At 73.1% G+C, this 21,007-nt stretch carries 15 protein-coding genes and 1 tRNA gene; 14 read left to right on the forward strand and 2 right to left on the reverse strand.

The window, feature by feature from the left end; all coding sequences use genetic code 11:
• Nucleotides 1-33 precede the first annotated feature (33 nt).
• From M3T53_RS08485 to M3T53_RS08540, 12 genes are all read left to right on the forward strand, one after another.
• The gene (locus tag M3T53_RS08485) at nt 34-3,699 is read left to right on the forward strand and encodes an MMPL family transporter (RefSeq protein ID WP_272434090.1); all 3,666 of its coding nucleotides are present in this window, start codon (nt 34-36) and stop codon (nt 3,697-3,699) included.
• Between the two features lie 156 nt (nt 3,700-3,855).
• Complete coding sequence (locus tag M3T53_RS08490) at nt 3,856-4,962, forward strand: putative ABC transporter permease (RefSeq protein WP_272434091.1); 1,107 nt, start codon at nt 3,856-3,858, stop codon at nt 4,960-4,962.
• A 260-nt stretch (nt 4,963-5,222) separates the two neighbouring features.
• Nucleotides 5,223-8,684, forward strand: coding sequence for an ABC transporter ATP-binding protein/permease (locus tag M3T53_RS08495; RefSeq protein WP_272434237.1), 3,462 nt, complete (start codon nt 5,223-5,225; stop codon nt 8,682-8,684).
• A 48-nt stretch (nt 8,685-8,732) separates the two neighbouring features.
• A complete protein-coding gene (locus M3T53_RS08500; RefSeq protein ID WP_272434092.1) occupies nt 8,733-9,329 on the forward strand; it encodes a DJ-1 family glyoxalase III in 597 nt (198 codons plus the stop codon).
• Between the two features lie 151 nt (nt 9,330-9,480).
• The gene (locus M3T53_RS08505; RefSeq protein WP_272434093.1) at nt 9,481-10,218 is read left to right on the forward strand and encodes a nitroreductase; all 738 of its coding nucleotides are present in this window, start codon (nt 9,481-9,483) and stop codon (nt 10,216-10,218) included.
• 4 nt (nt 10,219-10,222) lie between these two features.
• A complete protein-coding gene (locus M3T53_RS08510) occupies nt 10,223-11,134 on the forward strand; it encodes a TatD family hydrolase (RefSeq protein ID WP_272434094.1) in 912 nt (303 codons plus the stop codon).
• A 153-nt stretch (nt 11,135-11,287) separates the two neighbouring features.
• The gene (locus tag M3T53_RS08515; RefSeq protein WP_272434095.1) at nt 11,288-12,391 is read left to right on the forward strand and encodes a resuscitation-promoting factor; all 1,104 of its coding nucleotides are present in this window, start codon (nt 11,288-11,290) and stop codon (nt 12,389-12,391) included.
• 167 nt (nt 12,392-12,558) lie between these two features.
• Nucleotides 12,559-13,908 carry a ubiquitin-like domain-containing protein gene (locus tag M3T53_RS08520; protein WP_272434096.1) on the forward strand — a complete coding sequence of 450 codons (1,350 nt, stop codon included), beginning with the start codon at nt 12,559-12,561 and terminating at the stop codon, nt 13,906-13,908.
• A 42-nt stretch (nt 13,909-13,950) separates the two neighbouring features.
• Complete coding sequence (rsmA, locus tag M3T53_RS08525; protein WP_272434097.1) at nt 13,951-15,012, forward strand: 16S rRNA (adenine(1518)-N(6)/adenine(1519)-N(6))-dimethyltransferase RsmA; 1,062 nt, start codon at nt 13,951-13,953, stop codon at nt 15,010-15,012.
• Entirely contained in the window at nt 15,005-15,982 is a 978-nt protein-coding gene (locus tag M3T53_RS08530) for a 4-(cytidine 5'-diphospho)-2-C-methyl-D-erythritol kinase (RefSeq protein WP_272434098.1), read from the forward strand. The genes rsmA and M3T53_RS08530 overlap by 8 nt, the downstream gene beginning before the upstream one ends.
• Nucleotides 15,982-17,880, forward strand: coding sequence for an ABC-F family ATP-binding cassette domain-containing protein (locus tag M3T53_RS08535; RefSeq protein WP_272434099.1), 1,899 nt, complete (start codon nt 15,982-15,984; stop codon nt 17,878-17,880). The genes M3T53_RS08530 and M3T53_RS08535 overlap by 1 nt, the downstream gene beginning before the upstream one ends.
• Nucleotides 17,881-18,173: 293 nt before the next feature.
• A complete protein-coding gene (locus M3T53_RS08540; protein WP_272434100.1) occupies nt 18,174-18,455 on the forward strand; it encodes a DUF1540 domain-containing protein in 282 nt (93 codons plus the stop codon).
• A gap of 47 nt (nt 18,456-18,502) precedes the next feature.
• Here M3T53_RS08540 and M3T53_RS08545 read toward each other — a convergent pair whose 3' ends face one another.
• Together M3T53_RS08545 and M3T53_RS08550 are read right to left on the reverse strand one after the other, a co-directional pair.
• A complete protein-coding gene (locus M3T53_RS08545; protein ID WP_272434101.1) occupies nt 18,503-19,033 on the reverse strand; it encodes a MarR family winged helix-turn-helix transcriptional regulator in 531 nt (176 codons plus the stop codon).
• Between the two features lie 71 nt (nt 19,034-19,104).
• Nucleotides 19,105-19,728: a TetR/AcrR family transcriptional regulator gene (locus M3T53_RS08550; RefSeq protein WP_272434102.1), complete on the reverse strand. Its 624-nt coding sequence runs from the start codon at nt 19,726-19,728 to the stop codon at nt 19,105-19,107.
• A 114-nt stretch (nt 19,729-19,842) separates the two neighbouring features.
• Here M3T53_RS08550 and M3T53_RS08555 point away from each other — a divergent pair.
• Nucleotides 19,843-19,913 (forward strand) — tRNA-Gln (locus tag M3T53_RS08555).
• Between the two features lie 33 nt (nt 19,914-19,946).
• A complete protein-coding gene (locus M3T53_RS08560; protein WP_272434103.1) occupies nt 19,947-20,987 on the forward strand; it encodes a bifunctional UDP-N-acetylglucosamine diphosphorylase/glucosamine-1-phosphate N-acetyltransferase GlmU in 1,041 nt (346 codons plus the stop codon).
• The last annotated feature ends 20 nt before the right edge of the window (nt 20,988-21,007 follow it).

The following is a 21,007-nucleotide window of genomic DNA, read 5'->3' on the forward strand; positions in this document are numbered from 1 at the left end:
AAGCGGATGCTCCACGAGGGACGAGGAAACACTGTGCTGACGCGACTCTCCCGCCTGATCGTCGACAGGCGCGCGCTGATCGTCACAGTCATGGCCGCTGTGACGGTCCTCTGCGGATTCCTCGCCCCCCGGGTCGGCATCATCACCGACCCCGCCGAGCTCCTCCCCGCGGACTCCTCGATGCGCCGGGGCATGGAGATCATGGAGGAGGAGTTCCCCGACTCCTCGCGGACCTCGACCCTGCGGGTCATGCTCACTGGGCTGAGCGACGCCGATGAGGACGCGGCCGCCGACTCCCTCGCCGACATCCCCGGCGTCGGCGCCGTCGACTTCGCGCGCGACGACCGGCACCTGAGCGGCGACCGCGCCCTCTACACGCTATCGACCGGCGCCGCCTACGACTCCGACGAATTCGCCGCCATCGAGCGCGGCGTCGACAACCTCTTCGCGGGTGCCGACATGACCCGCGTCTCCGACGACCCCTCCGCGGCCGACGAGCTGCCCGCGTGGATCGCCCTCACCGCCGTCGCCCTGCTCGCCCTCATCCTCGTCGTCATGACCGCCTCCTGGGTCGAGCCGCTCCTCTTCCTCATCGCCATCGGCATGGCCGTCGTCTGCAACCTCGGCACCAACATCATCCGAGGGTCCGTCGCCGACGTCACCTTCACCATCGGGCCGATCCTCCAACTCGTCCTGTCGATGGACTACTCGATGATCCTCGCCAACAGGTACCGGCAGGAGAAGGCCGCGACCGCCTCGAGGCCCGACGCGATGACGAAGGCCATCCGCGGGGCCCTCCCCTCGATGGCCTCAGCCGCCCTGACCACCGTCGTCGGCCTCCTCATGCTCTGCGCGATGTCCATGCGCATCGGCGCCGACTTCGGGATCGTCCTCGCCAAAGGCGTCGCCTGGTCGCTCCTCACCGTCCTCACCGTCCTGCCCGCCCTGCTGCTCGCCTGCGATCGGTGGATCGACGCCACCGCCAAGCCCCACCCGAATCCCCGGCTCGCCCCGCTGGCCGGCCTGGGCTACCGGCTCCGGGCGTTCATCGCCGCGGGGTTCGTCGCCCTCCTCGCCCTCAGCGCCGTCACCGCCTCCGCGACCCCCGTCGCCTACGCCCTCGACTCGCGCGACCCCATCGCGGAGGTCTTCGGCCAGAGGCACCGCCTCGTCCTCCTCTACGAGAACTCCGACGAGGCCGCCGCTGGACGCCTCGCCGACGCCATCGAGGACGAGGACGGAGTCGTCTCGCTGATCTCCTACCCGTCGACCCTGGGGCGCCAGCGCACCGCCGGCGAGATGCGCGAGGCCCTGGCGGGCATGGGGGAGGGGTCCGCGATCGACCCGACGATGCTCGACCTCGTCTACTACACGGCCCACGGGGGGACGGGGCTCGAACGGATGGCTCCCGGCGAGTTCCTCTCCGAGGCCTCCGCGCTCGCCTCCACCCCCATGGCGGCGCGCGGCCTCACGGCGTCCGACGCCGCCGGCCTCGCCCGTGCGGAGAAGTTCTCCGATCCCGCCGCCCTCACCGCCCCGATGGGGGCCGCCGACCTCGCCCGCTTCCTGTCGATCGGCGAGGCCGAGGCCCGCGACGTCCTCCTCGCCGACGCCATCGCCGACCCCTCCCGCGACCCCGGGACGCTCACTCTCCCAGTTTTCGCCTCCTTCGCCTCCTTCGAGGTCCTCCCCGACCCCCGGTACTCCTCGGCGCTGCCCGCGTCCGCGCGCCGAGACCTCGAGCGACTCTCCTCCTTGACCGACGTCGGCGCGATGGCCCGGCGCGCCTCCTACGAGCGGGTCGCCGATCGGCTCGGCGTCGAGCGAGAGCCGATGGGCTACGTCTTCATGGCCCACGAGGCCGCCCGCGGGGGCATGGACTCCCAGACGATGACGCTGCCCGACCTCGTCGACCTCATCCGCGGCGACATCGCCGTCAACCCCCTCTTCGCCGGGCGCCTCGACCAGGAGGGCCTCTCCCGCGCGGACGCCCTCGCCCCCCTCGTCGACGAGGCCGCCACCAGCGCTCCCCTCGACGCCCCCTCCCTGGCCGGGGCCCTCGGTCTCGACGAGGCGACCGCCTCCTCCGCCCTGGCGGCCTTCGCCGGCGCGCGCGGGCAGGACCCCGCGACCGCGCGGATGAGCCTGCGCGACTTCACCGGGGCCCTCGTCGACGCGGCCGCCGACCCGTCCCACCCCCTCGCCTCGGCCATCGGCCCGGAGGCCCTGGCCAGGCTGCGGCAGGCCCGCACCGTCATGGACCTGGCCGTCGACCGGACCGGGTTGACCCCTGCGGCCGCCGCCGGCGTCCTCGGCGCCGACCCCTCCGACCTCGCCCTGGTGTACGCCTACGACCGCATCGACACCGACGCCCTCGCGTGGCGGGCCAGCCCCCAGGAGATCCTCCACTACCTCCTCGACGAGCCCGAGCTCCTCGCCTCCGCGGGCGCCGAACCCGCCGAGCTGGCCGCGGTCTCGCGGATCGTCGACGCGTCCGTCGCCGGCACCGCCCTCGCCCCCCGCGACATGGCCGAGGTCGTCGGCCTCGACGCCGGCGCCCTCCGCCCGCTCTTCCTCCTGCACGCCTCCCGCCACGGGGACTCGTCCGCCTGGCGGATGAGCGTCCAGGACTTCCTCCGGCTCGTCGACGACCGGCTCATCGACGACCCGGATGCCGGCCCGGCCCTGAGCGCGCAGCGGGCCGCCTCCCTGCGCTCGGCCCGGACCCTCGTCGACGCCGTCGTCGACGCCCGGCCCCTGGGCGCTCAGGATCTCGCCGGTCTCCTGCGGGGGGCCGGCGCGGGCATGGACGCCGACCGCGTGGAGCTCGTTCTCCTCCTCGCCGGCGCGCGCGAGGGGGCCGATCCGGACTGGACGATGAGCATCGACGAGCTCTTCGAGCACATCGACACCGAGATCGTCGACGACCCCCGATTCGCCGGGGCCGTCGACGCCCATGCCCGGTCGATGCTCGCCGACGCGAGGGCGCGCCTGTCCGAGGCCCTCGAGGAACTCGTCGGCCCCCACTGGTCGCGCATGGTCATCGAGACGAGCCTCGCCGAGGACTCCCCGCAGGCCAGCGCCCTCATCGATCGGATCCTCGCCGGCTGCGCCTCCGATCTGCAGCGGGAGTGCCACCTCGTCGGCCAGCCCGTCATCAGTCACGAGGTGGCCGCCAGCTTCGGGTCGGAGAACCTGATGATCACGGCGCTGACGGCCCTGGCGATCTTCCTCGTCATCGCCGCGACGTTCCGGTCGGCGGCCGTTCCGGCGCTCCTCGTCCTCCTCGTCCAATGCGGGGTGTTCCTGACGATCACCGTCATCGGCTGGCAGGGGTACGACAGCTACTACCTCGCTCAGATCATCGTCCAGTGCATCCTCATGGGCGCGACGATCGACTACGCGATCCTCTTCGTCTCCTACTACCGGGACCTGCGGCGCACCCGGGGGATCGCCGACGCCCTGGCCGGCGCCTACGACGGGTCGATCCACACGATCGCGACCTCGGGGGCGATCATGGTCGTCGTCACCGGGGTGCTGTCCCTCCTCTTCGAGAACCCGACGGTCGGCCAGATCTGCCGGACGATCTCCATCGGCGCGGCGATGGCGATCCTCCTGATCCTCCTCGTCCTCCCCGGCCTCTTGGCCGCCGCCGACCCCCTGGTCGCGGGGCGCGAGCGCCTGCGGGCCCGGCACTGACCGGCTGGACGGGACCCGAGTCGGGACGGACGGGGCCGGCCCGCCCGTCCTCGACCCGTCTCGTGCGGGCCGTCGAGGCGCGCATCGACCGGCGGCGGGCCGACCCGCGGTCGAGGGGGGGGAGCGCGCCCCGGCGGCCTTCCCTATGCTGAGAGCGTGAACTCTGCGCGCAGCCGATCGCGCCGGCGGACCGGGAGCCGGTACGTGCGGGCCGGACGATGGGCCCTGCGGGCCTTCTTCGTCGTCTCCGCCCTCCTCGCCGGACTGCGGCTGACGCTGGCCCTCGTCGAGGCCGCGGCGTCGGGCGCCGGCCTTCTCGAGGGGATTCGGATCGCCGTCCTCGCGGCCATCGCCCTGGGGGCGATCGCGATGATCGTCTTCGACTTCTCCACGCGCCTGCCCCAGGCCCGGTGGACGGCCCGCGCCCTGTTCGTCGCCATCATCGCCGGAGTCGTCGTCGACACCGTCCACGAGGGGTTCTCGGCCCTCCACCTGATCGCCGTCTTCCAGATCCTCAGCCTCGTCAGCTTCCAGACGGTCACCGATGAGCGGTTGCGGCGCAACGAGCGCTTCTCAGCCCCCTGGGAGAGGCCCTCGGACCTGGGGAGGCGAGACTACATCCCGTTGAACTTCTTCAATGGGTTCTGGGTGTTCGCCGTGGCCAGCGTCCTCGGCCTCGTCGTCGAGGTCGTGTGGCGGCTCCTGACCGTGGGGGAGTACCAGGACCGGGCGGGGATGCTGTGGGGGCCGTTCAGCCCGATCTACGGGTTCGGCGCGCTCCTGATGACGATCGCGCTCAACCGCTGGTGGAATCATTCGAAGATCGTGATCTTCCTCGTCGCCGGGGTGATCGGCGCCGCTTTCGAGTACGCGGTGTCGTGGTGGATGGGGAGCGCGTTCGGCATCGTCGCCTGGGACTACTCCGGGACATTCCTCAACGTCGACGGCCGGACGAACGCCGGGTTCTTCTGCGCGTGGGGGCTGCTCGGCCTCGTGTGGATCCGCCTGCTCCTGCCCGACGTGCTCAGGGCCGTCGACGCGATCCCGTTGACGTGGCGGGCGGTCGTCACGACGACGGCGGCCCTGGCGATGCTCGTCAACGGGGCGATGACGCTGATGGCCATCGACCGCTGGTACGCGCGTCAGGCGGGCGAGGCGCCGGCGGGCCCGGTCGAGGAGTGGGTCGACCGGACGTGGGACGACGCCTTCATGGAGCACCGCTTCCAGACGATGACCCTCGACGCGCGGCTCTCGACGCGCTGACGCGCCCGAGGCGCGGGCCGTCGGGCAGGAGATCCGGTCGACTGCGGTCCGATCAGGGATCGGCGGGGCGTCCCATGTCGAGACGCGCCCCGATCCCGTGCCTCCCGCTCTTCCGCGCCCGCACCAGCCGGGACGGCCCCGTCGGGGAGGGCGGGCGCGGGCCGGACGGGGGCGGGGACCGCCGTCCGCCGGGCGCCTCTGCGGCGGCGTGGACTAGGGTGGGACGAGTTCTTCAGACGTCTGAAATGATCGGGGTCAGAGTGCTCGAGCTCAAGGGGATCACCAAGTCGTACACGACGGCCTCCCTCACCCAGACCGCCCTCGACGACGTGTCCGTCGCCTTCCGGGACAACGAGTTCGTCGCCGTCCTCGGCCAGTCCGGCTCCGGCAAGACGACGATGCTCAACGTCATCGGCGGCCTCGACCACTTCGACTCCGGCGACCTCGTCATCGACGGGATCTCCACCCGCGACTACACCGACCGCGACTGGGACTCCTATCGCAACAACCGGATCGGATTCGTCTTCCAGTCCTACAACCTCATCCCCCACCAGTCCGTCCTCGCCAACGTCGAACTCGCCCTCACCCTGTCGGGAGTCTCGCCGGCCGAACGGCGCCGCCGCGCCCTCGAGGCCCTGGAGGACGTCGGCCTCGGCGACCACGTCCACAAGAGGCCCGCCCAGATGTCCGGCGGCCAGATGCAGCGCGTGGCCATCGCCCGCGCCCTCGTCAACGACCCGGAGATCCTCCTGGCCGACGAGCCCACCGGAGCCCTCGACTCGGCGACCTCCATTCAGGTCATGGACCTCCTGCGCGACGTCGCCGCCGACCGCCTCGTCATCATGGTCACCCACAACCCCGACCTCGCCCACCGGTACGCGACCCGCATCGTCGAACTCGCCGACGGGCGGATCAAGGACGACAGCGCCCCCTTCGCTCCCGTCCCCGGCGAGGCGCGCGACGCCAAGCCGGCCCGCCGCACCTCGATGTCCCTGGCGACAGCCCTGTCCCTGTCCGCCAACAACCTGATGACGAAGAAGGGGCGGACGGTGATGACGGCCTTCGCCGGATCCATCGGCATCATCGGGATCGCCGCCATCCTCGCCCTGGCCAACGGCGTCAACGACTACATCGCCCGAACGGAGGAGGAGGCCCTGACCTCCTACCCCCTGTCGATCCAGCGCACCGCGATGGACATGACCGCGATGATGGGCGAGGCCGAGGGGCAGGACGTCGACGCCGAGCAGGCGGATCCCGGCAGGATCGGCACGCGCACGACGTTCACCCAGATGGCCCAGAACGCCTCGACGAACGACCTGGGGGCCCTCAAGGACTACTTCGACAACGACGGGGGAGGGATCTCCTCGCGCGTCGCCGCCATCGAGTACGGGTACGACACGACCCCGCAGATCTACCAGGTCGATACCGGCCCGGGCATCGTCCAGGTGAGCCCCGATCAGGCGTTCACCACGATGAACGCCGCCTATGGGGCGGGGGCGTTCTCCTCCTTCGTGTCGATGAACGCCTTCAGTCAGATGCCCGCCACCGCCGGCCTGTACGAGGACAAGTACGAGGTCCTCGCCGGCACCTGGCCGCAGAGCGACTCCGACCTCGTCCTCGTCCTCGACTCGACGGGGCGGATGACCGATCTCATGGAGTACACGCTGGGACTGCGCGACCATGGGGAGCTCGACGACCTGATGAAGGACTACTACTCGGGCGCCATCGGCCGTCCCCGGGCGGACGCCGGGGCGGGGGGCGACGCCCCGCAGTCGTCCGACCCGGCCGATGAGGGCGCCCGGCCCGCCGGCGGCTCCTACTCGTTCGACGAGGTGCTGGGCGTCGAGTTCTCCCGGATCAACGCCGCCGACCGCTACGTCTACGACGAGGCCTACGGGGTGTGGACCGACAAATCCTCCGACCGCGCCCACATGAGCGCCGCCATCGAGGCGGGGCAACGACTCCGGGTCGTCGGCGTCGTGCGGGCCGTCGACGAGGACACGCAGATCATCCAACCGGGACTGGCCTACCGGCCCGAACTGACCCGCAGGATCATGGACGAGGCAACCGCCTCCCCGATCGTCCGCAGCCAGATCGCCCACCCCGACACGGACGTCTTCACCGGTCGGGCCTTCGCCGATTTCGACGACCCGTCCGATGCGGGCGCCGACTTCGATATGACCCAGCTCTTCACCGTCGACGAGTCGAGGCTCCAGGCGGGGTTCCGCATCGACCCCGACAAGCTCCAGCTCGACCTGTCGGGGATGGACGCCTCCGGCCTCGACCTGTCCGGCCTCGACCCGTCGGCCTTCGACATGAGCGGCGCGGACCTGTCGGCGCTCGACCCCTCGGCCTTCGACCTATCGGGGATCGGCGACCGCCTCGACCCCGCCGCCCTCGACTGGTCGAGCCTGGATCTCAGCGGCCTGACCGACCAACTCCCGCGCCTGGCCGACGTCGACTACCCGACGATCATCTCCAAGGCGCTCGCCGACGGCGCCGTCAAGGAGGGAGCCGGTCGGGTCCTCGCCGAGCGCGCCGCCGCCATCGCCCAGGGCTTCGCCCAATACGCGGCCGACCGCGCGGCCGCGTCCCCCGACGCCGACGGGGACGGCGCCCCCGACGTCGACCTCGCCTCCGTCGTCTCCGACTACTTCGCCCAGGACTCGGTGCGCGCTCAGATCGACGAGGTCCTCGCCTCCGACGAGGTCATCGACCGGGACAGGCTGACCGCGAATCTGACGGCCGCGCTGGGCGAGGACCCGGCGCTCGCCGACATCGCGGCGACCGTCGGCGACCGGGCCTCCCAGGAGATCGGGCGTCAGTTGTCGGCGGGACTGTCGAGCGCGGTGGGCGGGGCCCTCGTCGACGCCCTCGGCAAGCAGACGACGACCGCGATGAGCGCGGCGATGACGCAGATGATGACCGCCGTCCAACAGGCGATCGCCTCGCAGATGGAATCCGCGATGGGGGCCTTCGCCTCGTCGATGGCCTCGGCCTTCGCCTTCGACGAGCAGGCGATGGCCGACGCCTTCCAGATCAACACGAGCCCGGAGGACCTGTCGGCGCTGATGGCGACGATGATGTCGGCGGACCGGCCCGACTACGACTCGACCCTGGCCGAACTCGGCTGGGGGGACGTCGACGAGCCGAGCACGATCGACATCTACCCGACGTCCTTCGAGGACAAGGACGCGGTCAAGGCCATCATCGACGACTACAACGCGGATAAGGCCGCTCAGGGCAAGGACGCGCAGACGATCACCTACACGGACCTCGTCGGGCTGCTGATGTCGTCGGTGACGAGGATCATCGACATCATCTCGTGGATGCTCATCGCGTTCGTGTCGATCTCCCTGATCGTCTCGTCGATCATGATCGCGATCATCACGTACATCTCCGTCCTCGAGCGCAAGAAGGAGATCGGGATCCTCCGGGCGATCGGCGCGTCGAAACGGGACGTATCGCACGTGTTCAACGCCGAGACCGTCATCGAGGGGCTCCTGTCGGGCGTCATGGGGGTCGTCATCACCCTGGGGTTGTGCGTCGTCGCGAACGCGGTCGTCGCCCGCGCCCTCGACGTCCACGGCATCGCCCAACTGCCGCCGACGGCGGCCGTCGTCCTCGTCGTCATCTCCGTCGCCCTGACGCTCCTGGCCGGCGTCCTCCCGTCGCGCAAGGCCGCCCGCGAGGACCCCGTGGAGGCCCTGCGCTCCGAGTGAGTCGCGCGTAGCCTGGGACCGTACCGGTCCGCCGACCCAGGAGGAGCCATGCCCACGCCGAATACCCTCGCCACGGACGCCGCGGTCGCCGTCCTCATGGCCCCCGGCCTCGAGGAGGTCGAGGCGCTCGCCGTCGTCGACATCCTCTACCGGGCGGGCATCCGCGCCGACCTCATCGCCCTCGACGCCGACGGCGCGGGCCGACCCCGCGTCGTCTCCTCCCACGGCATCGACATCGGCTGCGACCTGCTCCTCGACGACGCGAGCCTCGCCGACTACGCGATGGTCTTCCTGCCCGGCGGGCTGCCCGGGACCACGATCCTGGCCGACAGCCCCGTCGTCGCCGACGAGATCCGTCGCCGCGGCGCCCACGGCCTGCCCGTCGCCGCGATCTGCGCGGCCCCGTCGATCCTCGCCGACCTCGGGCTCCTCGACGGGCGCAGCGCCACCGCCAACCCCGCGTACATGACGGCCATCGCCGACGCGGGGGCCACCGCCCTGGAGGACGCGGTCGTCGTCGACGGGCCGATCATCACCAGCCGCGGCATGGGGACCGCCATCGACCTGGGACTCCAGATCGTCCGCACCCTCCTCGACGAGGACGCGGTCGCCCGGGTCGCCGACGGCATCGTCTACCGGGGCTGAGCGCCACAGGAGCCGGCACCGCGGACGGCTCCCCCGCCAGTTCCCGGCCCCGAGGACGGGCCCGCGACGCGAACCGACGCGCGACGGCATGCGCGACGGGCATGACCGCAACGCCCTTCACCGCGACGTACGACGGGCATACGCTACGGGCATGACCGCAACGCCCTTCACCGAACTGGCGGCCTCCCGCCACTCCGTCCGCTCCTTCCGCCCCGACCCCGTCCCCGCCGACGTCCTCGACGCCATCGTCGACGACGCCCGCCACGCCCCCAGCTGGTCGAACACCCGCCCCTACCAGGTGGCCCTCGCCACCGGGGCGCGCGCCGACCGGCTGCGCGCCGCCTACGTCGAGCGCTTCGACCAGACCCTCGACGTCCAGCACAAGAAGCGCGGCTCCATGGCCCGCATGGTCCTCACCGGGAAGATCCCCGACGGCGACTACCCGGTGTGGAGGCGCTACCCCGCCGACCTGCGCCCCCGCAGCGTCGAGGTCGGCACGGGGCTGTACGCCCACATGGGCATCGCCCGCGAGGATCGCGCCGCGCGGGACGAGGCCGCCCGCGCCAACTGCCGGGCCTTCAACGCCCCCGTCATGGGGTTCGTCTTCGTCCACAAGGGCCTCATGCCCTTCGCGGCCCTCGACGCCGGGCTCATGCTCCAAACGCTCTTCCTCGCGGCGGCCTCCCGCGGCGTCGACTCGTGCGCGCTGGGGACGCTGGCCACGTGGAGGGGCCCGGTCGACGCCGAATTCGACGTCCCCGACGACTACCGCCTCATCACCGGGTTCGCCCTCGGATACGCCGACGACGCGCCCGTCAACGGGTTCCGCGCGCCCCGCCGCCCCCTCGTCCTCGTCCCCGCCAAGCGCCCCGACGAGCAGGAGGGGTGAGGGCGTGAGCCGCCGCAAGCCGCGCACCTGGCCCGACGAGCCCGCGCCCCTGGCCGCTCCCGTCATGGACAACCACACCCACCTGCCCGTTCACGAGGGGGAGATCCCCCGGGCCGACGGCGTGCGCCTCGGCCTCGACGAGCAGATCCGCCGCGCCCGCGCGGCCGGCGTCGTCGCGCAGGTGTCGAGCGCCTGCGAGCTGCCCGACTTCGACCCGATGATCGCCCTCGCCCGCGCCCACGAGGGCGTGCGCGTCGCCCTGGCGATCCACCCGAACGAGGCCGCCCTGCACGCCGGGTGCGCCGACCCCTCGCCCGACGGCCTCACCCCCCGCATCGAGGAGCACCACGTCCCCCTGGACGAGGCCCTCGCCGAGGTCGAACGGCGCCTGGACGACCCGATGGTCGTCGCCGTGGGGGAGACCGGCCTGGACTTCTACCGCACCGGCGAGGCGGGGCGCGACGCCCAGGCCGAGTCCTTCCGCGCCCATCTGCGCCTGGCCGAGCGGGCGGGCCTGCCCCTGCAGATCCACGATCGCGACGCCCACGCCGAGACCCTGGGGGTCCTCGACGAGGAGGCGGCCGACGACCAGCCGATCGTCTTCCACTGCTACTCGGGGGACGCGCAGATGGCGGAGCGCCTGGCGCGCAGGGGCTGGTACGCGTCCTTCTCCGGGACCCTGACCTACCCGGCGAACGAGGACCTGCGCCGGGCGCTCGCGGTCCTGCCGCGCGACCTCGTCCTCGTCGAGACGGACGCCCCCTACCTGACGCCCGTGCCCCATCGGGGGAGCCCGAACTCGTCGTACGTCATGGCCCACACGGTGCGCGTCATCGCTGACCTGTGGGGCGTCGACGAGGCCGAGGCGTGCGAGACCCTGATGGCGACGTCGCGGAGGGTCTACGGCTCCTGGTGAGGCGCCCGGGGCGGGGCTCTCGGGGGTGATTCTTCCCATGACGCGCGCCCGCGGAGAGGGGGATCCCGTACGGTGGGAGTGTTCCGTCCGGTCCCGAGCGGACTCGCCCCGGGCGAGTCGGCCGATTCCGGATCCTTCGACGTCTGGAGACCCGTGGTCCTCTCCCTCCTCTCGCGGCGCGCCGTTATCGCCTCGGCGTCCGCTCTCGGCCTGGCCCTCACCGGCACCGCTGCGACGGCCGTCGCCCTGTCCCACAAGGACGTCACCGTCGAGGTGGACGGGGTCTCCCAGCCGGTCTCCGGGTTCTTCCGGACGGTGGGCGACGCGCTGGACGCGGGAGGGGTGAGCGTCGGCGCGCACGATCTGGTCGCGCCGGCGGTCGCCGAGTCGCTGGCGGACGGCCAGACCGTCGTCGTGCGGACGGCCGTCGAGTACCGGGTCGAGGTCGACGGGCGCGATGTCAGCGCCTGGTCGACGGCGGGCAGCGCCGACGAGGTCCTCGACGGGATCGCCGGCGGGTCGGTCGTCATGGCGGCGGATCGGTCGACGGTTCGCGAGGCGCTGGCGGTGTCCTCCCGCGGGGGCCCGGTCCGGGTCGATGCCGACGGGCAGTCGTCTGAGGTCGTCGTCGCGGCGGGCGACGGGGTCGAGGAGATCCTCGCGAAGGCGGGCGTCGAGGCGTCCCCGTTGGACCGCGTCGAGTTCGTATCCGAGGGGGAGGACCTGGCCGTGCGCGTCCAGCGGGTGACCCGCGGCGCGGTGACCTCCACCGAGGCGATCCCGCACGGCGTCGAGGAGCGCGAGGACGCGGAGGCGCTCGAGGGCGTGCGCGCGGTCGTCCAGGAGGGGGCGGACGGGTCGGTGACGACGACGTCCTACCGGGAGACGGTGGACGGCGAGGCCGTCGTCGACGTCGTCGTGTCGACCCAGCGGGTCGAGCCGGTGGCGCGGGTCGTCTCGGTCGGGACGAAGAAGGCCGCTGCTGCGGCCGGGGCGGCGGGGTATCCGGCGACCGCGGTCGGCGGGTCGGATCTCGACGCGATGTTCGCGAGGATCGCCCAGTGCGAGTCGGGCGGGAATCCGACGACGAACACGGGCAACGGCTATTACGGGATGTATCAGTTCTCGCTTCCGACGTGGCAGTCCGTCGGCGGCACGGGGCTGCCGTCGGAGGCCTCCGCGGAGGAGCAGCTGGCCCGGGCGAAGATGCTTCAGGCCCGGTCGGGCTGGGGCCAGTGGGGCTGCTCGCCGTACTGATCGGAGGGGAGTGATCGGGGGTGGGCGCCCGCGCGGGCGGGCCTGGGTGCGGACCGGTCGTTCTGGCGCCGTGATCCTCCCCTCGTCCACTACCCGCGAAGATCACGAATCGATTACGCTTGCATCAGCCGCCGCCGCGGCGCCCCCATGACGATCAGGAGACCCGCGTGCCCCATCCAGTGACCGCGACCCTCGCCCGCGCCGCCGCATCCCTGGGCGCCAGGATCGGCGGGTTCGAGCCCGCCCGCCGCACCGTCCTCGGGGCCGTCGCCGGGTCGACCGCTCTCCTGCTGGGCACGGCCGGCGTGGGCATCGCCCAGTCCCGCACCGACGTCATGGTCGAGGTCGATGGGGTGGTCCGCCCCGTCTCCTCGTGGACCTCCGAGGTCGGCGACATCCTCGCCGCCGCCGGCATCACCCCCGCCGACCACGACCTCGTCCAGCCCGCGCGCGGCCAATCCGTCCCCGACGGGGGCACGGTCGTCGTGCGCACGGCCCGCCCCCACACCGTCGCCGTCGACGGGGTCGCCCGGACCATCTGGTCGACCTCGTCCTCCGCCGACGCGATCCTCGCCGACTCGGCGGCCCTGGGCGCCACCGTCTCCCTGGCGGCCGACCGCTCCTCGACCCGCCAGGAGGTGACCCCCCTCGTCGCCCGCGCCCGCAGCGTCGACGTCGAGGCCGACGGGCAGACCGCGCAGGTCGTCGCCCGGGAGGGCCAGGACGCGCGGGCCGTCCTCGACTCCGCGGGCATCGGCGTCGGCCCCCTCGACCGGGTGAGCGTCTCGGCCGACGCCGCGGGGCAGATGACCGTCGCCGTCGAACGCGCCGGACGCGGCACCGTGACCGAGACCGTGCCGATCGACTTCGAGCAGACCGAGACGACGAGCGACACGATGTTCATCGGGGAGTCCCAGGTGACCTCCCTCGGCTCCGCGGGCTCCCTCGAGCGGACCGTGTGGCGCGAGACGGAGGACGGCAGGACCGTCCACGAGGCCGTCCTCGACGAGAAGATCGTCGCCGAGCCCGTCGCCCAGGTCCTCACCCGCGGAACCAAGGAGGCGACCCCGGAGAGCCTCGCCGCCGCCGGACTCGACCCGACGGCGACCCTCGAGGAGGCCGTCGAGGCCGACGGGACGACCTCGGTCCGCTACCGCAAGAAGCTCTCCTCCGCCGCGGCGTCGACGGGCTCCGCGCCGTCGGGCACGTACTCGGGCGAGGACCCCCGGGGGATCGCCCAGCAGATGGTCGCCGCCCGCGGGTGGTCGGACGCCGAGTTCCAGTGCCTCCTCAACCTGTGGCAGCGCGAATCCGGGTGGAACCCCTACGCGCGCAACGCCTCCTCCGGCGCCTACGGGATCCCCCAGTCCCTGCCCGGATCGAAGATGGCCTCGGCCGGCGCCGACTGGATGACGAATCCGGCGACCCAGATCACCTGGGGGCTGGGCTACATCGCGGGCCGCTACGGGACCCCCTGCGGGGCGTGGGCCCACTCGAACTCCGTCGGCTGGTACTGACCCGCCCGCCGGGGCCCGTCCGGCCTCGACTAGACTCGCCCCGTGACCCGTAGCCGCACTCACCGAACGCCTCAGCGACGCACCGACCCGACCCTGCCCGACGGCGCCCGGCCGTCGGACTCCGGGCTGCTCGGCCCCCTCGAGGTCCGGGCGATCGCCGAAGCCCTCGGCATCCGCCCGACGAAGGCCCTGGGGCAGAACTTCGTCCACGACGCGGGCACCGTCCAGCGGATCGTCCGCGCCGGAGGGGTCGAGGCCGGCGACGAGGTCGTCGAGGTCGGGCCCGGCCTCGGCTCCCTGACCCTCGCGCTCCTCCAGGCCGGGGCCCGGGTCCGCGCCGTCGAGATCGACCCCCCGCTGGCCCGCGCCCTGCCCGAGACCGTCCGCGCCCGCATGCCCGAGGCCGCCGACCGCCTCCACGTCGTCGCCCTCGACGCGACGAAGATCGCCGGCCCCGCCGACTTCGGGGTCGACTGGCCGGACCCGACCCGTCTCGTCGCGAACCTGCCGTACAACGTCGCGGTCCCCGTGCTCCTGGCGATGCTCGAATCGTTCCCGTCGATCACCGACGTCCTCGTCATGGTCCAGTCCGAGGTGGCCGACCGTCTCGCGGCCGGCCCGGGGTCGCGCACCTACGGCGTCCCGTCGGTCAAGGCCGCCTGGTACGGCGATGTCGAGCGGGCCGGCACCATCGGGCGCACCGTGTTCTGGCCGGTGCCGAACGTCGACTCGGCCCTCGTGCGCCTGCGCCGCACCGGCGAGCCGCGCGGCGGCGCCGCCCTGCGGCGGGCGACGTTCGAGGTGTGCGACGCGGCCTTCGGGCAGCGGCGCAAGACGCTGCGCGCCGCGCTCAAGACGTGGGCGGGCTCGCCGAGCGCCGCCGAGGCGCTCCTCGACGAGGCCGGGATCGACCCGTCCGCGCGCGGCGAGACCCTCGGCATCGACGAGTTCGTCCGCCTGGGGAGGGCGGTCCTCGACCTGCGCGCCTCGGGGGTCGTCGCCCGGCGGGTCGACCCGCGCGCCGGCGCCCCCGCCGAGGACGACGGGGCCGGCCCCGACCCGGTCGGCGACGCGGACGCGAGCCGGGAGCGGCCCCATGCGTGAAGTCGTCGCCTCCGCGCCCGGGAAGGTCAATCTCACCTTGCGCGTCGGCCCGCCCGGCGCCGACGGGTTCCACCCCCTCGTCACCGTCTTCGAGGCCCTCGACGTGCGCGAGACCGTCGCCGTGCGCACGTCGCGGACCCCGGGCGTGCGCGTCGAGACCACCGCCTACCTGCCCGACGGGTCGGTCGACCCCCGGGCCACGGACCTCATGCGGCGGGTGCCCGACGAGCACCACCTGGCGGTGCGGGCCGTCCGCGTCATGCAGCGCCTGGCCGCCGCCGGCCCCTGGGCGCACACGGCGGCCGGCGTGTCGATCCGCGTCGACAAGCGCGTCCCGGTGGCCGGGGGCATGGCCGGGGGGTCGGCGGACGCGGCCGCGGCCCTCGTCGCCTGCAACGCCCTGTGGGGGATCGGACTGGACGCCGGGCGGCTCGAGGCCATCGGGAGAACCCTCGGGGCCGACGTGCCCGCGTGCCTGGTCGGCGGCATCGCCCTGGGCACCGGGCGCGGCGACCGGATGGAGGCGCTCGCCGACCCGGGCGGCGCCGAGCACCACTGGGCGATCGTCCTGTCCGACGAGGGGCTGTCCACCCCCGAGGTGTTCCGCGCCCTCGACGAGGCAGGGGGACCCGGCGGGCGCTGGTCCCCCCTCGTCGTCCCCGACGAGGCGGAGGTCGCGGCCCTGACGGGCCCCGCCGAGGGCCTGGCCGACGTCCTCGTCAACGACCTGACCGGCGCGGCCCTCTCCCTGCGCCCGCGCCTGGACGATGTCCTCCGGGGGGCGCGCGAGGCGGGGGCCCTGGCCGCCGTCGTCTCCGGCTCCGGCCCGACGGTCGCGGCCCTCGCCCGCGACGCCGATCACGCCCGCGGTCTCGCCGCCGCCGTCCGCGGCCTGCCCGGCGTGCGCGGCGCCCTCGCCGTCTCGGGGCCCGCGCCGGGCGCCCGCGTCGAATCGGACGAGGCGGCCTGATGGCGCACCTGCTCGGCACCCAGGCGGCGGGCGCGATGGCCGGGTCGCGCCGACTCCTCGACGCCGTCACCGTCGGCCTGGACGACGGGTCGCGCGTCGGCATCCTCGGGCCGAACGGGGCGGGCAAGTCGACGCTCCTGCGGCTCGTCGCCGGGGCGCAGGAGCCCGACTCGGGGAGCGTCACCCGTCGGGACGGCGTCCGCGTCGTCGTCCTCGACCAGGCGGACCGCCTGGACGCGGCCCTGCGCGTCGTCGACGCCGTCCACCCCGGCGCCCGGGAGTACCAGTGGGCGTCCGACGCGCGCGTGCGCGACGTCCACGCCGGGCTCCTCGCCGATATCCCCCTGGACTCGCGGGTCGGCGACCTGTCCGGCGGGCAGCGCCGACGCGTCGCCCTGGCGCGGGTCCTCGCCGCCGAGTCCGAGATCGTGTGCCTCGACGAGCCGACGAACCACCTGGACGTCGAGGGCGTCGCCTGGCTCGCCGACCACCTGGGCGCCCGATTCTCCCGCCCCGGATCGACGGGGGCCCTCCTGGCCGTCACCCACGACCGCTGGTTCCTCGACGCCGTGTGCGAGCACATCTGGGAGGTCGTGCCGGGCGTCGACCCGGGCGGGGACCGGCCCCAGACGGCCGGCCGCGTCGAGATCTACGACGGCTCCTACGCCGCCTACACGCTGGCCCGCGCCGAGCGGGCGCGTCAGGCGGACGTCGTCGCCCGCAAGCGCGCGAACCTGCTGACCAAGGAGCTCGCGTGGCTGCGGCGGGGGGCTCCGGCGCGCACGTCGAAGCCGAAGTTCCACATCGCGGCCGCCGAGGCGCTGATCGCGGATGTGCCGCCGCCGCGCGACGCCGTCGAACTCGTCGCGATGGCGACGGCCCGCCTGGGCAAGGACGTCCTCGATCTCGAGGACGTCACCGTGGAATTCCCCCGGCCCGACGGCTCCACCGCGCGGATCCTCGACTCGGTGACGTGGCGGCTCGCCCCCGGCGAGAGAGTCGGGGTCGTCGGCGTCAACGGGGCGGGCAAGACGACCCTCCTCAACCTCCTGCGGGGCGACCTGGAGCCGACGTCGGGCCGGGTCAAGCGGGGGAAGACCGTCGAGGTCGCGACCTTGTCCCAGGACACCCGCGAACTCGACGCCCTCGCGGACCTGCGGGTCGTCGAGGCGGTCGCCGAGGTCGCCCAGACGTGCCTCGTCGACGGGCGGGAGGTCAGCGCCGCGCAGATGACGGAGCGCATGGGATTCACCCGCCAGCGCGCGTACACGCGCGTCGCGGAGGTCTCCGGCGGGGAGAGGCGGCGCCTCCAGCTGATGCGCCTGCTCATGGCCCAGCCGAACGTCCTCCTCCTCGACGAGCCGACGAACGACCTGGACACCGACACCCTGGCCTCGATGGAGGACCTCCTCGACACCTATCCGGGGACCCTCGTCGTCGTCTCCCACGACCGGTATCTCCTCGAGCGGGTCACCGACCACCAGGTCGCCCTCCTGGGGGACGGGAGGGTGCGGGCGCTGCCCGGCGGCGTCGAGCAGTACCTGGATCTGCGCCGGCGGGCCGACGAGGCGCCGGGGCCCGGAGGGGGCCGGTCCTCCGGGGGCGCGTCGCGGACGACGAGCGCCGGGTCGGCGGATGGGGCCGGGGCGGGACCGTCGGACTCCGCGGCCCGGCGGGCGGCGAAGAAGGAGGCCGATCGGATCGAGCGGCGCCTCGATCGGCTGCGCGCCGAGGCGGGGGCCCTCGAGGCGAGGCTCGCGGCCCTGGCCGAGAGGGCCGTCTCGGATCCATCGGCGGTGGGTGAGTTGACGGAGGCGTCGGCGGAGCACGCGGGGGTCCTCGCCCGGATCGACGAGCTGGAGGAGGCGTGGCTCGCGGCGGCCGAGCTCCTGGAGTGAGCCGTGCAGGCTGTGGGCGCAGCCGCGCGCAGGGGGCGCTCCGGGGCTGAGGAGGGGCGGGCCGACTGGGGGACGGTGAGGCTGCTCTTCCCTATTTACGTCACGGATCGGGCCGTCAATGTCGCGTAAATAGTGATGCCGTCGGTGGGGAATGCCCCTGGGCAACTCGCCCTAATAATAGGCTCTGACCTGCGTGAATAGGGGGATGGTGGACGCTTGTTGAAATCGGGGGTCGAATGGGGACGACGCCGATCGCCCCGGTCGGCCCCGAGTACTCGCAGGAGGGAATCGACATGGCCACCACCGACATGCCCCGCGTTCTGGACTGCTCCGTCGAGAGCTGCTCCTACAACAAGACCAAGAGCTGCGGCGCCGCCGCCATCACCGTCGGCTACGCGCAGACGTGCACGACGTTCATCCCGCTGTCCATCAAGGGCGGCCTCGACACGGTGACGTCCGTCGTCGGCGCCTGCCAGAAGGCCGACTGCGTCCACAACTCCGCGCTGGAGTGCACGGCCGAGTCGATCCGCGTCGGCGCGATGACGGCGGACTGCCTCTCCTTCGAGCTGCGCTGACCCGTCGAGGGACTCGTCGAGGGCGTCCGGGGCCCGCCCGGGCGCCCTCAGCGCGTCTTCGACGGACGCGCGGCGTCCGCCGATTCGAGGGGGAGGAGGAGGGCGCGCAGCAGCCGCGTCGCCTCGTCCCGATCGGCGTCGTCGATGGGCGAGAGGATCTCCTCCTCGCAGGCGAGCAGCGCGGCGAGGGCCTCGTCGACGAGGCCGCGCCCGGAGGGCGTCAGGGTGACGACGATGGCGCGCCGGTCGCGCGCGGAGGGGGAGCGGGCGACGAGGCCGCGAGACTCCAAGCGGTCGATCCGGTTCGTCATCGTCCCCGAGGAGACGAGGAGCTCGGCGAGGATCTGCCCGGGGGTGGCCGCGTACGGGGGGCCGAGGCGGCGCAGGCACGCGAGGACGTCGAACTCCCAGGGTTCGAGGTCGTGGTCGGCGAAGACCGTGCGGCGGCGCAGGTCGAGGTGACGGGCCAGTCGGGAGGCGCGCGAGAGCACGGACATCGGCGACGTGTCGAGGTCGGGGCGCTCGCGCCGCCACGCCGAGACGATCCCGTCGACCTCGTCCATGCCGTGTGCCGTCATACCACCAAGATACTCGACGTCGAGAGGAACGGCGCCGAGCGGGACGAGGGGGCGGCGACCGGCCCCGCGCCCTACTCCTGACGGATCCTCAGCCCGGGAGCGGGGCGCAGATTGTGCATCCCGTTCCACACGAGGTTGACGACGTGGGCGGCGACCTCGTCCTTCTTCATCCGCCGATCGTCGAGCCACCACTGCCCGACCTGGGCGATGAGCCCGACGAGCATCTGCGCGTACAGCGGCGCCCACCCCGGGTCGAACGAGGACCGGCGGAACTGGTCGGCGAGGACGTGCTCGACGCGGGCCGCGACGTCCCCCAAGACCGACGAGTAGGAGCCGAGCGCCTGCTCCGTCGGCGCATCGCGCACGAGGACCCGGAACCCCGCCGTATTCGACTCGATGTAGTCGAGGAGGGCCAGCGCCGCGTTCTCCAGGACGAACCGGGGGCGGTCGGAGGACTCCAGGGAGGACGACACCTGGGAGAGCAGGGCGTGGACCTCGCGGTCGACGACGACCGCGTACAGCCCCTCCTTGCCGCCGAAGTGCTCGTAGATCACCGGTTTGGACACCTTCGCGCGGGCGGCGATCTCCTCGACGCTCGTCGCCGAGAACCCCCGGTCCGCGAAGAGCGAGCGCCCCACGGCCACCAACTGCTCGCGGCGCTCCAAGCCGCTCATCCTCGTGCGCTTCTCTCCCATGGGGCCAGTATCCCACCCGCCGGTCCGGGGGCGGGCGACGGGGGAGGGGCGTCTGGGCCGGCGGGGCCCGGACCCGGGGAGCCCCTCGCATGTGGCACAATCGCTTCCGAGCGATCCGCCCTGGTGTAACGGCAGCACATGGGTTTTTGGTGCCTTTGGTCCGGGTTCGAGTCCTGGGGGCGGAGCGATTCGGGAGGCACCGACCACGGAGGACGACGATGACCCGACCCGCAGCAGTGATTGTCCTGGCCGCGGGCCAGGGGACCCGGATGCGCTCCGACCTGCCCAAAGTGGTCCACCCCGTCGCCGGACTGTCGATGATCGGCCACGCCCTGCGGGCCGGGGCGGGCCTGAACCCGGGACGCCTCGTCGCCGTCGTCCGCCACCAGCGCGACCTCGTGGCCGCCGAGATCTCCCGCGTCGCGCCCGACGCCCTCATCGCCGACCAGGACGAGATCCCCGGGACCGGGCGCGCCGTCCTCTGCGGACTGACGGCCCTCGACGCCGCCGAGGGCCCCGTCCACGGGACCCTCCTCGTCACCTACGGCGACGTCCCCATGCTGTCGACCGGCACCCTCGCGGCCCTCGTCGACGCCCACGAATCCCAGGGCAACGCCGTCACCGTCCTGACGAGCAGAGTCGACGACCCCACCGGCTACGGGCGCATCATCCGCGACGCCACCGGCGTCGTCACCGCCATCGTCGAGCAGCGCGACGCCACCGCCGAGCAGGCCGCCATCACCGAGATCAACGCCGGCATCTACGCCTTCGACGCCGACTTCCTGCGCGACGCCCTCGCGTCGGTCGGCTCCGACAACGACCAGGGGGAGGTCTACCTCACGGACGTCCTCGCCGCCGCGGCCCCCGTCGGGCGCAGCGCCGGCGCCCTCGAACTGGCCGACGCCTGGCAGTGCCAGGGGTGCAACGACCGCGCTCAACTGGCCGAACTCGGGGCCGAGCTCAACCGACGGATCTGCCTGGCCCACATGCGCGCCGGCGTGACGATCGTCGACCCCTCCTCGACGTGGATCGACGTCGACGTCGTCATCGGCGCGGACACGACGATCCTGCCGGGCACGTGCCTGCGCGGGACGACGACGATCGGCTCCGGGTGTGAGATCGGTCCCGCCGCTACGCTCAAAGCCGCGCAAGTGGGCGACCGGGCGACGATCCCCACCGCATGGGTGGAGGACGCGGTCGTCCCAACCGATACGATGGTCCCACCATTCAGCGTCATCGGAGGGGCTGACAGGTCCTGAAAGAGCCCGATCCATCGGGG

This window comes from Actinomyces sp. B33 (assembly GCF_028437565.1).
GTDB lineage: Bacteria > Actinomycetota > Actinomycetes > Actinomycetales > Actinomycetaceae > Pauljensenia.

Coding starts and splice junctions, on each gene's coding strand:
- M3T53_RS08500 (WP_272434092.1), top strand. CDS start 8,733: ATGCCCACGCCGAATACCCTCGCCACGGACGCCGCGGTCGCCGTCCTC.
- M3T53_RS08505 (WP_272434093.1), top strand. CDS start 9,481: ATGACCGCAACGCCCTTCACCGAACTGGCGGCCTCCCGCCACTCCGTC.
- M3T53_RS08530 (WP_272434098.1), top strand. CDS start 15,005: ATGCGTGAAGTCGTCGCCTCCGCGCCCGGGAAGGTCAATCTCACCTTG.
- M3T53_RS08535 (WP_272434099.1), top strand. CDS start 15,982: ATGGCGCACCTGCTCGGCACCCAGGCGGCGGGCGCGATGGCCGGGTCG.
- M3T53_RS08540 (WP_272434100.1), top strand. CDS start 18,174: ATGGCCACCACCGACATGCCCCGCGTTCTGGACTGCTCCGTCGAGAGC.
- M3T53_RS08545 (WP_272434101.1), bottom strand. CDS start 19,033: ATGACGGCACACGGCATGGACGAGGTCGACGGGATCGTCTCGGCGTGG.
- M3T53_RS08550 (WP_272434102.1), bottom strand. CDS start 19,728: ATGGGAGAGAAGCGCACGAGGATGAGCGGCTTGGAGCGCCGCGAGCAG.
- M3T53_RS08560 (WP_272434103.1), top strand. CDS start 19,947: ATGACCCGACCCGCAGCAGTGATTGTCCTGGCCGCGGGCCAGGGGACC.